The following is a 13,358-nucleotide window of genomic DNA, read 5'->3' as shown; positions in this document are numbered from 1 at the left end:
GCCGACCGGGAGCATGGGGGAGTGAGCGGTGGGGGCTGTCGACGGCTGCCGTACGACGGACGACGACGGGAGCGTGCCCGCCGGGCGGATACCCGAGCCCGCCGAGCGAATACCCGCGCCGGCCGGGCGAGTACAACTGCGCCCTGCCGCAAGGCGGTTCATCGCGTACGGCAAGGAACTTCTGCGCGGCGAGTGGCTGCGGATCGTGGCCGGGCCCGCGCGGGAGTTCAGACGGCGCGGGGTGCCAGGCGTCGCACTCGGCATACTCGTCGTCCTCGCCGTGATCGTCGTCCACGAGCTCATCCGGACCCGCACGGGCGCCGTCGCGATACGGCTGACCGGCGAGGTCAGGGGCGATCTGCCCCTCCCGCTGGTCCTGCTGCGTACCCCTGTCTCACTGGTCCTCACGGACCCCGGGCTGCCTGTGTGGGCGGGGCTGCCCAAGCTGTTTCTCGCCTTCGCGCTCGCCGAACTCGTCCTCGGCCGCACCCGGACCCTGCTGATCGCCTGCGCCACGTCCCTCGCCGGCACGCTGGGCGCCCGGGCGATGATCGCGCTGGGGCACGGCCCGCTGGGGCTGCCGCCCGAGACCGCGCACGTCCTCGACACCGGCCCGTCCGCCGCAGTGGCCGGACTCTTCGCCTATCTGGCCGTGGTCCGGCGCGCCCCGGTGCTCGCTCTGCTGACCACCGCGGTGATCGTCGTCCCTTCGGTGCTCAGGCCGAACCTCGCGGGGCGCGAGCATCTGCTGGCCGTCAGCCTCGCGCTGGTCCTCGGGGTGGCCGCATCCGTACGTTCCCGGCAGACGGACGCCAAGTCCGCGGCGGCCGTGGCGGGGTGACGGGGATTCGCGGAGTCCCGGACCTTCGGCGACGGCGTCGTGCTGATGCACTACCGGCGGGCCGTCGAGCCCGCGCCGGAGTGACGGCCTGCCCCACGGCAGGCAGAAGTTGATCACGGCCGGTCCGTGACCAGTGTGGCGAGCTGCCTGTGGAGGGTCTCAGCCGAGGGGTGCGGGTCTCGGCGTGGTGCGATCGTGTAGATGCCGCGGGTCGGGGGATCGACGAGGCCCACTGCGGTGACATCGGTCCGCAGCGCGCACGTCAGCACCCCGGGTATCAGCGCGATGGCGTGCCCGGTCGCCACCAGAGCCAGCTTGCCCAGCAGATCGGCCGCGGTGAGGTCGATGCGGACGCTGACTCCGGCACGGGCGGCGTGCTGGCGCAGAAGGGCCGCCGAGCCGTCGTTGTCCTCGACCCAGATCTGGTCGGCCAGCGTCCGGATGTGCACCAGGTGTTCACCGGCCTGCGGATGGCCTGGCGGCAGGACGACGACCATCTCGTCCAGGCCGAGGAACCGCCGTTGGACTCGCGGGTCATGGGCCAGCCCCGGTGGCGCGTCGGTGACGACCGCGATGTCCAGATCCCCGGCGATCACGCGCTGGTGCAACTGCGCGCTCAGACCGGGGACCAGGCTCCAGCGGATGGGCCCGGCCTGCTGCAGCAGCCCCCGGATGGCCTCGGGGGCGATCCCGGCGGCCAGCGAGGGTGCGGCCCCGACGGCCAGCGGCCGGCTGAACGCCCCGTCGCGCACGTCTCGTGCGGCGCGTACGGCGCGGTCGGCCTCATTCAGCGTGGCCAGGGCGTGGCGCCGGAACACCTCGCCGGCAGCTGTCGGACGCACCCCACGCGCATGACGCTCCACCAGGGGCACGCCGATCTGCCGCTCCAGCCCGGCGATCTGGCGGGAGACGGCCGATTGCGTGTGGCTGAGTTCCGCAGCCGCCGCCGACAGCGATCCGAGGCGGCACACGGTCACGAAAGTTCGCCACACAGTCAGTTCCATGGAGTCGAGTATGCGCAGCCGGTATGCCCAACTCGCAGGGCGGGCCTGCGAAATCTGCGCTTGTCGCAGCCCTCGCCGTGCACCACGCTGGCCTGCATGACCGCACCACACAGGCCACACACCCTCGCTGTCCTCGGACTGGGGCGCATGGGCGACGCGATGGCCGCACGACTCGCTGCCCAGGGCTGGAATGTCGTCGGCTGGACACGCTCCGGGCGCACACCGGGCACCGTCGAGGTGACCGGCGACGCGAACGAAGCCGTGGCCAAGGCCGACCTCGTACTCCTGGCACTCTTCGACGGGGTCGCCTGCCGGCAGGTCCTCGACGGCGTCCGCGACGCGCTGCGCACGGACACGGTGGTGCTGAACACCAGCACGGTCGCTCCCGCCGAGGCAGCGGAGCTGGCCCGGCAGTTCGGCCCGTCCTACATCCACGCGCCCGTGCTCGGCTCCGTACCGGCTGTCGCCGCCGGTACCCTGCGGATTCTCGCCGCCGCAGGCCAGGACGCACTCGACCGGGCACGGCCCGTGCTGGCGGCGCTCGGCACCGTACGACGCGTCGACGACGCCGCCACCGCCGCCGCGCTCAAGCTGATCGCCAACAACAGCCTCGCCGGATCCGTACTCGCGCTGCGCGACTCACTGCGGCAGGCCGACGCCCTCGGGCTGCGCCGCGCCCAGGTGCTGGACGTCCTCGAACTCGGCCAGCTCGGCGGGCTGGTGGCCCGCAAACGCCCCTTCCTCAGCGACCCGTCGGCCGCCGGCGCGGCCGAATTCACCGTCGGTGCGCTGGCCAAGGACATGGACCTGCTGGCCGCCGCGTCGGACACCCCCCTGCGCAGCGCGGCCGGCCTGGCCCACGCCCCGGCCGGCCCCGACGCGGACATCGCCGTCGCCGCCACGGCCCCCGCCGTGGACGACGCGGTACTCGAACCGCTCCGCGCGTACATCCGCGGGCATGCCACCGGTGACCCCGCCCACTTCCGCGACGCGTTCCTGCCCACCGCCCACATCGAGGGAATCCGGGAGGGCGCATTCGTCTCGTGGCGCTTGGAGGAGTACTGCGCTCTCTTCCAGGGGCGGCCTGCCCCGGACGAACCGGCCCGCTCCCGCCGCATCGACGTCGTCGATGTCCACGGCACCGTCGCGACCGCCACCATGACCCTCCGGCACGGCGCGGACACGTTCACCGATGTCTTCCTGCTGGCCCGCGCCGACAACCGCTGGCGCATCGTCAACAAGGCCTACCACCGGCACTCCTGAGCGGGCGGGGACCGACTCATGTCCGTCAGGGAGCGGGCGGCGGGACAGCCGTCAGGCGCCGAACGCGTCCCGGTGGTCGTCGGCCCAGGTTGCGTAGGTGCGCGCCGCACGGCCGAGCACGGCCGGCACATCACCGGTCAGCCGGGCGTTTCCCCCCTCGGCGATGAACCGCCGGCCGTGCAGCGCAGCCTCGGCGAACTCGGGGTCCCGGCCGGCGTCGATCATCTGCTGCTTCGCCACGTCCAGCGGCACGTCGACGATTCCGATCGGGCGGCCGAGCACCTTCCGCAGAACGCTCACCTGGTCGGGCAGGCTCAGCAGCTCGGGACCTGTCAGGGTGTAGGTCCTGCCCGCGTGGTCCGGCGTGGTCAGCGCCGCGACCGCGACCTCGGCGACGTCGCGTGGATCGATCACGCCCTGGGCGCCGTCCCCGGTCAGATTGGGGATCGGGTCCCCCGCCCGGATCGTGGCGGCCCAGTGCAGGGTGTTGGTGGCGAAGCTGCTGGGCCGCAGGACCGTCCAGGCCGCCCCGCTGTCGTGCAGCGCCCGCTCCCCGGGAAGGTGCCAGCCGCCGACCCGGAGTCCGGTCTCCTCGCCGGTGCCGATGGCCGACAACTTCACCACCTTTCCGACGCCGTGGGACCGTACGGCGTCGAGCATCGCCAGGTCGTGCTGCTCGATCCAGGGGCCCGGCGCGTTCAGCAGGAAGACCGCGTCGGCCCCTGCCACCGCCTCGTCGAGGGAGTCACGGTCGCCGAAATCCCCCCGTACCACCTGTACGGCATCCGCGGGCAGATTTGCGTTTTGAGGACTCCGCGTCATGGCCCTGACCCGCTCGCCGCGCTCTGCCAGGATCCGGACCACTTCAGTGCCGATGGTGCCTGTCGCACCCGTAACAAGGATCATGCCGAGCACTCTGCCGTCCGCTGCCGCACGGCTATAGGAAAAATCGGCAGACCCCTCAAGCGGGCGGAGCAGTCAGAATGGCCGGTGTGATCCCGATGCTTCCGACGCCCGCGCTTCGGCCCTGGATCGCGGACGTGACGCTGATACGGCCCGACAGCGCTCTGCCACTGGTGCACCTGCCCGACGCCGCCACCGCACTCGTCTACCGCAGGACCGGCGCGCGGGAGGGCGACCTGCGCGTGGTCGGCCCGCGCAGCCGCGCCTCCTGCCATCCGGGCAAGGAACTGCCGATGTGCGTCAGGGTCCGGCTGCATCCTGGTGCGGCCAGGCCGGTGTTCGGTGTCCCGGTCAGCGAACTGCGGGACCGGGCCGTACCGCTCAGCGACCTGTGGGGCGACCGCGCGACCCGCCTCGCACACCGGCTCAACGAGCTGACCGGCCCCGGCCCGGCCCTGCGGGGCATCGAAGACGCACTGCTCGAAGGCGCGCACCATGGCTCAGCGGCACGCGGCCCCCGCGCCACGGACGCCCGCGACCTGCTGCTCCGCGAGGCCGTCGAGTCGCTGTCCACCACCGGCGAACGGGTCGCCGTGCTCGCCCGGCGGCTGTCGGTCAGCGAACGCCGGCTGCGGCACCTGTTCACCGACCGGGTCGGTCTGTCGCCCAAGCACTTCGCCCGGATCCAGCGCGTCCGCACCGTGCTGGCCGGGGCGGGCTCCGCGGGGCTGGCGGGCCTCGCATCCGATACCGGCTACTACGACCAGTCCCATATGACGGCCGACTTCCGCGCGCTCATAGGGGTGTCACCAGGGGCCTTCCGCGCAGGCCGCCTTCCGGACACGACTCCGTGCGCCGTGTGAAGCAGCGGGGCAGCCGGTGCCCGCTGCACGGCTGTGGCCCGCACCCCCGTCAGCGGGGTGCGGGCCACAGCCGTACGGAGCGCGAGGTCAGCTCTGGTTGTCCTCGCCGCCCAGGTGGTGCACCCGGACCATGTTGGTGGTGCCGGGGACACCGGGGGGCGAGCCCGCGGTGATGATCATGCGGTCGCCGTCGCTGTAGCGCTTGAGCTTCAGCAGCTCGGCGTCGACCAGCTCGACCATCGCGTCGGTGTTGTCCACGTGCGGGACCACGTACGACTCGACGCCCCAGCTCAGCGCGAGCTGGCTGCGGGTCGCCTCGTCCGTGGTGAAGGCCAGGATCGGCTGGCAGGTGCGGTAGCGGGAGAGGCGGCGTGCCGTGTCGCCGGACTGGGTGAAGGCGACCAGCGCCTTCGCGTCCAGGAAGTCCGCGATCTCGCAGGCCGCACGGGCCACCGAACCGCCCTGGGTACGCGGCTTCTTGCCGGGCACCAGCGGCTGGAGGCCCTTGGAGAGCAGCTCCTCCTCGGCGGCGACCACGATCTTCGACATCGTCTTGACGGTCTCGACCGGGTACGCGCCCACGCTCGACTCGGCGGAGAGCATGACCGCGTCGGCGCCGTCGAGGATGGCGTTGGCGACGTCGGACGCCTCGGCGCGCGTCGGGCGCGAGTTGGTGATCATCGACTCCATCATCTGGGTCGCGACGATCACCGGCTTGGCGTTGCGGCGGCAGAGCTCGATGAGGCGCTTCTGCACCATCGGGACCTTTTCGAGCGGGTACTCGACGGCCAGGTCGCCACGGGCGACCATGACCCCGTCGAAGGCCGCGACGACACCCTCCATGTGGGCGACCGCCTGCGGCTTCTCGACCTTGGCGATGACGGGGACCCGGCGGCCCTCCTCGTCCATGATCTTGTGCACGTCGATGACGTCGCTCGCGTCACGTACGAAGGAGAGCGCGACCAGGTCGCAGCCCATCCGCAGCGCGAACCGCAGGTCCTCGATGTCCTTCTCGGACAGGGCCGGGACGTTCACCGCGGCGCCGGGCAGGTTGATGCCCTTGTGGTCGGAGATGACACCGCCCTCGATGACGATGGTCCTGACCTCGGAACCCTCGACCTCGACGACCTTGAGCTCGACGTTGCCGTCGTTGATCAGGATCGGGTCGCCCTTGGCGACATCGCCGGGCAGGCCCTTGTAGGTGGTGCCGCAGATGGTCTTGTCACCCGCGACGTCGTCGGCGGTGATGGTGAACTCGTCACCGCGTACCAGCTCGACGGGGCCCTCGGCGAAGGTCTCCAGGCGGATCTTGGGGCCCTGGAGGTCGGCGAGTACCCCCACGGCGCGGCCGGTGTCCTGGGAAGCCTTGCGGACGCGGTGGTACCGCTCCTCGTGCTCCGCGTGGGACCCGTGGCTCATATTCAGACGGGCCACATTCATGCCGGCTTCGATGAGCGTTTTCAGCTGCTCATAGGAGTCGACGGCAGGGCCCAGTGTGCAGACGATTTTGGAACGGCGCATGAGGCGGATCCTATCGGTTTGTTTCGCAACGGAATATTCCGTCTGGCGGAAAGTACAAATGGGCGGCGTGGCGCTCAGGTGTCAGTCATTCACCAAGGCGTATACCTGCTGCGCGATTTCACGTTCTTCGTCCGTCGGAACAACGGCCACAGCCACCCGGGACCCCTCCGGGGAAATCAGCCGGGCTTTGTCGGAACGTACGGCATTGAGCCCGGCGTCGACCGCCAGACCCAGCCCGTCCAGCCCCGCGACGGCGGCCGCGCGCACCGGAGCCGAGTTCTCACCGACACCCGCGGTGAACGCCACCGCGTCCACCCGCCCGAGTACCGCGGTATAGGCACCTATGTACTTCTTCAACCGCTGTACGTAGATGGCGAATGCGAGTTCCGCGCGTTGATCGCCCTCGTCCCGCCGGCGGACGATCTCCCGCATGTCATTGTCCCCGCAGAGCCCGACCAGACCGCTTTTCTTGTTGAGCAGCGCGTCGATCTCGTCGACGGACATTCCGGCCACCCGGGTGAGATGGAAGATCACGGCCGGATCGATGTCACCGGAACGCGTCCCCATCACCAGACCCTCCAGCGGCGTCAGCCCCATGGAGGTGTCCACGCAGACCCCGCCCGCCACCGCGGACGCCGACGCCCCGTTGCCGAGGTGCAGCACGATGACGTTGACCTCATCGGGTGTCCGGCCGAGCAGCGCGGCGGTCTTCCGCGAGACGTACGCGTGGGAGGTGCCGTGGAAGCCGTACCGGCGGATGCGGTGGGCGTCCGCGGTCTCCATGTCGATGGCGTACCGGGCCGCGTACTCCGGCATCGTCGTATGGAACGCGGTGTCGAACACGGCCACTTGGGGAAGGTCGGGGCGCAGCTCGCGGGCGGTGCGGATACCGATGATGTTCGCGGGGTTGTGCAGCGGGGCGACCGGCACCAGGCGCTCGATCTCCTGGAGCACCGCGTCGTCCACGACGGTCGGAGCGGTGAACCGCAGCCCGCCGTGCACCACCCGGTGGCCGATCGCCGCCAGCTCGGGGGAGTCCAGGCCGAGTCCGTCGGCGTCCAGCTCCGCGGCGACAGCCTTCAGCGCCGCGGCGTGGTCGGCGATGTGGCCGCTCTGCTCGCGGGTGGATCCGCCGTGCGCGAGGAGCGTGTGCACACAGCGCGAGGCCGCCTCGCCGATCCGCTCTACCAGCCCCATCGCCAGCCTGCTGCCGTCCGCCATGTCCAGGAGCTGGTACTTCAGCGACGAGGAGCCGGAGTTGAGAACGAGAACACGGGTGGCGGTCATACGGATTCCTCCTGGGCGCGGCTCCGGTCCTCGCCCTGAGCCTGGATCGCGGTGATCGCGACGGTGTGGACGATGTCCTCGACGAGCGCGCCCCGCGACAGGTCGTTGACCGGCTTGCGCAGCCCCTGGAGCACCGGACCCACGGCCACGGCGCCGGCCGAGCGCTGCACGGCCTTGTAGGTGTTGTTGCCGGTGTTGAGGTCGGGAAAGATCAGCACGCTGGCCTGTCCCGCGACCGCCGACCCCGGCAGTTTGGTGGCGGCCACGGACGGCTCGACCGCCGCGTCGTACTGGATGGGCCCCTCGATCAGCAGATCCGGTCTGGCCGCCCGGACCAGCTCGGTGGCCCGGCGCACCTTGTCGACGTCCGCACCCGAACCGGAGGTGCCGGTCGAGTACGAGAGCATCGCGATGCGCGGCTCCACACCGAACTGGGCGGCGGTCGCCGCTGCCTGGATCGCGATGTCCGCGAGCTGCCGGTCGTCCGGGTCGGGGTTGACCGCGCAGTCGCCGTACACGAGCACCTTGTCGGCGAGGCACATGAAGAACACCGACGAGACGATCGACGCGTCCGGCTTGGTCTTGATGATCTCGAAGGCGGGCCGGATCGTGGCGGCCGTCGAGTGCACCGCGCCCGAGACCATGCCGTCGGCCAGGCCCTCCTGGACCATCAGCGTGCCGAAGTACGAGGGGTCGGCGACGACGTCGTGGGCCTGCTCCAAGCTGACGCCCTTGTGCGCGCGGAGCTTCGCGTACACCTCGGCGAACCGCTGGCGCAGCCCGGAGGCCACGGGGTCGACGACATCGGCCGACGACAGATCGATGCCCAGGTCGGCCGCCTTCCTGCGGACGGTCTCCGGATCGCCGAGCAGCGTCAGGTCGCAGACCCCGCGGCGCAGCAGGATGTCGGCGGCGCGCAGCACCCGCTCCTCGGTGCCCTCGGGCAGCACCACCCGGCGCCGGTCGGCCCGCGCGGTCTCCAGCAGCTCGTGCTCGAACATCATCGGGGTGACCCGGCCGCTGCGGGCCACCGAGAGCCGGTCGAGCAGCTCCGCGCTGTCCACATGGCGCTCGAAGAGCCCCAGCGCGGTCTCCGCCTTGCGCGGGGTCGCCGCGTCCATCCGGCCCTCCAGGGCGAACAGCTCACCCGCGGTCGGGAACGAACTGCCCGTCACCGCGACCACCGGGGTGCCGGGCGCCAGCCGGCCGGCCAGCCTGAGGATCGCCTCGCCAGGGCGTTCGTCCAGTGTCAGCAGCACACCGGCGATCGGCGGGGTGCCCGCGCTGTGCGCGGCGAGCGAGCCGACCACCAGGTCCGACCGGTCGCCGGGGGTGACGACCAGGCAGCCGGGCGTCAGCGCGTTCAGGAAGTTCGGCAGCATGGCCCCGCCGAACACGAAGTCCAGCGCGTCCCTGGCCAGCCCCGCCTCGTCGCCCAGCAGCACCGTGCCGCCCAGCGCGTGGCTGATCTGGGCGACCGTCGGTGCGGCCAGCGCCGGTTCGTCGGGCAGCACCGAGCACGGCACCGGAAGCTGGGCGGCGAGCTGTGCGGCCAGCCCGGCACGGTCGCCGGGGGCCACCCGGTTCACCGCCATGGTGATGACGTCGCAGCCCAGCGCCTCGTACGCGCGGTAGGCGTTGCGGGTCTCGGAGCGTACGGACTCGGGCGGCTGGCCCTTGCCGCCGACGACCGCGATCACGGACGCGCCGAACTCGTTCGCCAGCCGGGCGTTCAGGGCCAGCTCGTCGGGGAGCTGGGTGGCGGCGAAGTCGGTGCCGAGGACGAGCACCACCTCGTACCCGCGCGCCACCTCGTGGAAGCGGCCGACCAAGTGCGAGACCAGCTCGTCCGTGCCCTGCTCGGCCTGGAGGGCGGACGCCTCGTGGTAGTCCATGCCGTACACCGACGCCGGGTCCTGGCTCAGCCGGTAGCGGGACCGCAGCAGCTCGAACATCCGGTCAGGACCGTCGTGCACCAGCGGCCGGAAGATCCCGACCCGGTCCACCTGGCGGGTGAGGAGCTCCATGACCCCCAGCTCGACGACCTGACGGCCGTCGCCGCGATCGATCCCGGTCACGTACACGCTGCGCGTCACGCGTGCTCTCCGTCCTCTGCCTGGTCGTCTGCGTGGTCTTCTGCGGGCTCTGCGGCCTTTACGGTCTCTGCGGGCTCTGTTCCCGGTGGGCCTCGTGAGGGTGCCGCCGAGCCCTCCCGGGCAGTGGCGGCGGGCCCCGGGGGGCGCTCGCGGCGGCCCCGCGCGCCCTCTTGACAGTACCCTCGGGGCTGGCCGGGCCGCCTGTCCACGGCTGGGTACGGGACGGCCGCGAAGGCCCACGCGCGACCGGCCGTGGAAGAATCGGCACGGCTCGCACGTACCACTAGGAGCAGGAGAATCAGCACGATGCGCATCGGAGTCCTCACCGCGGGCGGCGACTGCCCCGGTCTCAATGCCGTCATCCGGTCGGTCGTGCACCGTGCCGTGGCCGGGCACAACGACGAAGTCATCGGCTTCGAGGACGGCTTCAAGGGCCTGCTCGACGGCCACTACCGCCCCCTCGACCTCAACGCGGTCAGCGGCATCCTCGCCCGCGGCGGCACCATCCTCGGCTCCGCCCGCCTGGAGCGCGACCGGCTGCGCGAGGCCGCCGAGAACTGCGCCGAGCTGACCGAGCGGTACGGCATCGACGCGCTCATCCCGATCGGCGGCGAGGGCACCCTCACCGCGGCCCGGATGCTCTCCGACGCCGGGATGCCCGTGGTGGGCGTCCCGAAGACCATCGACAACGACATCTCGGGCACCGACCGCACCTTCGGCTTCGACACTGCCGTCGGCGTCGCGACCGAGGCGATCGACCGGCTGAAGACCACCGCCGAGTCGCACCAGCGCGTGATGGTCGTCGAGGTCATGGGCCGGCACGCGGGCTGGATCGCGCTGGAGTCCGGCATGGCGGGCGGCGCCCACGGCATCTGCCTCCCGGAGCGCCGCTTCGAGGTCGACGACCTGGTGAAGATGGTCGAGGAGCGCTTCTCCCGCAGGAAGCGGTTCGCGGTCATCTGCGTCGCCGAGGGCGCACACCCGGCGGAGGGCTCCATGCCGTACGAGAAGGGCGTCATCGACCAGTTCGGCCACGAGCGCTTCGCCGGCATCGGCGCCCGCCTCGCGGTCGAGCTGGAGACCCGGCTCGGCAAGGAGGCCAGGCCGGTCATCCTCGGCCACGTCCAGCGCGGCGGCACCCCCACCGCGTACGACCGCGTCCTGGCGACGCGCTTCGGCTGGCACGCGGTGGAGGCGGTGCACCGCGGCGACTTCGGCAATATGACGGCGCTGCGCGGCACGGACATCGCGATGGTGCCGCTCGCGGACGCGGTGACCCATCTGAAGACGGTCGACGAGAGCCGGATGTACGAGGCGGAGTCGGTCTTCTAGTACAGCGCCGGTCTCCCAGTGCAGCAGGGCGCTGCGCCAGGGGCGGCCGCGAGCGGTGGGCCTGCACGGACACCGGCGGGACCCTATCGTGGAGATCACCGGTGGTGGCAGGCGCTGAGGCGGGCTGGACATGACGGATGCGGGGATCGACTACGCGGCGGTGTTCCAGGCGCTGCCCGGCATGGTCGCGGTGCTGCACCCGGACCTGGTGTACGCGGATGTGAACGAGGCGTTCCTGCGTGCGTCCGGGCGCAGCCGCGGGCAGGTGGTGGGCCGGTATCTGTTCGATGTGTTCCCCGACAACCCGAACGACGCCGACGCCAGCGGCAAACGGAACCTGCTGGCCTCGCTCCAACGGGTCCTCGCCACCGGGAAGCGCGACACCATGGCCCTGCAGCGCTACGACGTCGAGTCGACGCAGCGGCCCGGCGAGTGGGAGGCGCGGTACTGGAGCCCGGTCAACGCTCCGGTGCTCGACGCGGACGGCCGGGTCGTGCTGCTGGTGCACCGGGTCGAGGAGGTCACCGAGCTGATCAGGGCCCGCGGCGCCCCGGACGGCAGCCGGACCCGCGTCCTGGAGGCCGAGCTCTACAGCCGCGCCCGCGAGCTGCAGGAGGTCAACGAGCGTCTGCGCCAGGTCCACGCCCGCGAACGCGAGGTCGTCCTCGCCCTGCAGGAGGCCATGCTGCCCGCCGCGGGCGATGTCGGGCACCACCGCGCCGCCGTCCGCTACCGGCCCGCGGTCGGCTCCCTCAACGTGTGCGGCGACTGGTACGACCTGGTCGACCTGCCCGGCGACCGCATCGGCATCGCCGTCGGCGACGTGGTCGGCCACGGCCTGCGCGCCGCCGGCGTCATGGGCCTGCTCCGCAGCGCCCTCAGCGCCGCCTCCCGGGTCACCGACAGCCCGGCCCGGGCCCTGGAGGTCCTCGGGCTGTACGCCCGCTCCGTCGACGGTGCCCTGAACACCACCGCGGTCGAGGCCTACGTCGACTGGGGCACCCACACCCTCACCTACAGCTGCGCGGGCCACCCCCCGCCCGCCCTGCTGCGTACCGACGGCGGCGTCGAGTTCCTCGACCAGGCCACCGATCCCCCGCTCGGCGCCCGACTCCACCACACGGCACGGCCCGAGGCCGCCACCCCCTTCACCGAGGGCGACACCCTCGTCCTCTACACCGACGGGCTCATCGAACGCCGCCGCGAGGACATCGACACCGGCCTCGCCCGCCTTGCCGACGCCCTCGTCCGTCACCGGGGCACCGACCCGGAACCCCTGGCCGACGCGATCCTCCTCGACCTGCTCCCGCCCGGGGGCGCCACCGACGACACGGCCCTCGTCGTTGTCCGGCTCTGAGTTGTCCGGCGCCGAGTTGTCCGGGTTGTCCGGCGCTCGGTCGCGGTCACGGCATCACATCGACCCGGACTGGACGTGCACCCTGCCGCACCGGTCGCGCGGCTTCAGTCCCCGGCGAGCTCCCAGAACCGCACCACGATCGAGTCCAGGAACGCCTGCCCCGCGTCGCCCGTGCCGGCCGCCTCCGTCGACCCCCAGTTGAGGGTCGTCACCATCAGCGCCTGGTAGTCGGAGTGCAGCCGTTCGAGCACTTGCTCCAGCGCGGGGCGGTGCAGCGGTACCAGCTTGGCCGTGGCCTTTACGTGGGCCTGCCAGCGGGTCGTCACCGCGCTGGTCAGGATCCCGGCCAGCTCGCCGTCGCGGCCCGTCGCCGTCAGGAACGCCGCCGGGGCCAGCGAGAGGGCTTCGGCGAGCGCCGCCGACTGGCGTTCGTTGCCACGCCAGCGGCCCGACTCCTCGACCTTGAGATACGCCCCGGTGTCCATGCCGACCTGCCGTGCCACGTCCTCGGGGGCCATCCCGCGGGCCAGCCGGTGCTCGCGCAGGGTGACCGCCTCCATCAGCAGGTCCCCGGGGGAGCACCACAGCACCCCGGCGAGCGCCGTGAGTTCCCGCGCGGTCGGCGACTGGAGGCCGCGTTCCCAGGCGGCCACCACATCCGGGGTGACGAGCAGTCCGTACTGGGCACGGAGCCCGTAGGCGACGTGGCCGGGTGCCATGCCCAGCGCCTCGCGGAGGCGGCGTGCGGCGGGAGCATCGAAGGGCGGGGTCTGGTGCACGGGCACACGGTAAGGGCAAGGAGGGGTCCGCGAATACGGTTTGTTCACACAGTCTTGATATGTGGAGAAAGGTACGGGGGTGCGGGCACGCCGGGCGCCCGCACCCGGCCGC

Annotated in this window: 11 protein-coding genes; 5 read left to right on the top strand and 6 right to left on the bottom strand. The window is 71.8% G+C overall.

Translation table 11 applies throughout. The annotated features are described in order from the left end of the window. Positions 1-28: 28 nt before the first annotated feature. Positions 29-841, top strand: coding sequence for a hypothetical protein (locus tag OG210_RS06535; RefSeq protein ID WP_371535260.1), 813 nt, complete (start codon positions 29-31; stop codon positions 839-841). 113 nt (positions 842-954) lie between these two features. On the opposite strand, the gene OG210_RS06530 is transcribed toward OG210_RS06535, so the two are convergent. Then, complete coding sequence (locus OG210_RS06530; RefSeq protein WP_371535258.1) at positions 955-1,845, bottom strand: LysR family transcriptional regulator; 891 nt, start codon at positions 1,843-1,845, stop codon at positions 955-957. Positions 1,846-1,941: 96 nt separating this feature from the next. Here OG210_RS06530 and OG210_RS06525 point away from each other — a divergent pair, with 96 nt between their 5' ends. Continuing rightward, positions 1,942-3,108 carry a nuclear transport factor 2 family protein gene (locus tag OG210_RS06525; protein ID WP_371535256.1) on the top strand — a complete coding sequence of 389 codons (1,167 nt, stop codon included), beginning with the start codon at positions 1,942-1,944 and terminating at the stop codon, positions 3,106-3,108. Between the two features lie 51 nt (positions 3,109-3,159). Here the strand turns inward: OG210_RS06525 and OG210_RS06520 are convergent, their stop codons facing one another. Next, positions 3,160-4,014 carry an NAD(P)H-binding protein gene (locus tag OG210_RS06520; protein WP_328331562.1) on the bottom strand — a complete coding sequence of 285 codons (855 nt, stop codon included), beginning with the start codon at positions 4,012-4,014 and terminating at the stop codon, positions 3,160-3,162. 77 nt (positions 4,015-4,091) lie between these two features. Here OG210_RS06520 and OG210_RS06515 point away from each other — a divergent pair, with 77 nt between their 5' ends. Continuing rightward, positions 4,092-4,874, top strand: coding sequence for a helix-turn-helix domain-containing protein (locus OG210_RS06515; RefSeq protein WP_371535253.1), 783 nt, complete (start codon positions 4,092-4,094; stop codon positions 4,872-4,874). A gap of 87 nt (positions 4,875-4,961) precedes the next feature. Here the strand turns inward: OG210_RS06515 and pyk are convergent, their stop codons facing one another. From pyk to pta, 3 genes are all read right to left on the bottom strand, one after another. Next, positions 4,962-6,395, bottom strand: a complete 1,434-nt coding sequence (pyk, locus tag OG210_RS06510; protein ID WP_328331564.1) for a pyruvate kinase — start codon at positions 6,393-6,395, stop codon at positions 4,962-4,964. An 81-nt stretch (positions 6,396-6,476) separates the two neighbouring features. Further along, positions 6,477-7,682: an acetate kinase gene (locus OG210_RS06505; protein ID WP_371535251.1), complete on the bottom strand. Its 1,206-nt coding sequence runs from the start codon at positions 7,680-7,682 to the stop codon at positions 6,477-6,479. Then, complete coding sequence (gene pta, locus OG210_RS06500; protein WP_371535249.1) at positions 7,679-9,778, bottom strand: phosphate acetyltransferase; 2,100 nt, start codon at positions 9,776-9,778, stop codon at positions 7,679-7,681. The genes OG210_RS06505 and pta overlap by 4 nt, the downstream gene beginning before the upstream one ends. A 306-nt stretch (positions 9,779-10,084) precedes the next feature. On the opposite strand from pta, the gene OG210_RS06495 reads away from it, so the two are divergent. Continuing rightward, positions 10,085-11,110, top strand: a complete 1,026-nt coding sequence (locus OG210_RS06495; RefSeq protein WP_328331570.1) for an ATP-dependent 6-phosphofructokinase — start codon at positions 10,085-10,087, stop codon at positions 11,108-11,110. A 130-nt stretch (positions 11,111-11,240) separates the two neighbouring features. Next, positions 11,241-12,467 carry a SpoIIE family protein phosphatase gene (locus tag OG210_RS06490; RefSeq protein WP_328331572.1) on the top strand — a complete coding sequence of 409 codons (1,227 nt, stop codon included), beginning with the start codon at positions 11,241-11,243 and terminating at the stop codon, positions 12,465-12,467. Between the two features lie 104 nt (positions 12,468-12,571). Here the strand turns inward: OG210_RS06490 and OG210_RS06485 are convergent, their stop codons facing one another. Continuing rightward, entirely contained in the window at positions 12,572-13,246 is a 675-nt protein-coding gene (locus OG210_RS06485) for a helix-turn-helix transcriptional regulator (protein ID WP_328331574.1), read from the bottom strand. Between the last annotated feature and the right edge of the window lie 112 nt (positions 13,247-13,358).

Origin of the sequence: Streptomyces sp. NBC_00466, from assembly GCF_041433995.1 — a bacterium.
Classification (GTDB): domain Bacteria; phylum Actinomycetota; class Actinomycetes; order Streptomycetales; family Streptomycetaceae; genus Streptomyces.
This window is presented reverse-complemented; position numbering and strand designations above follow the sequence as displayed.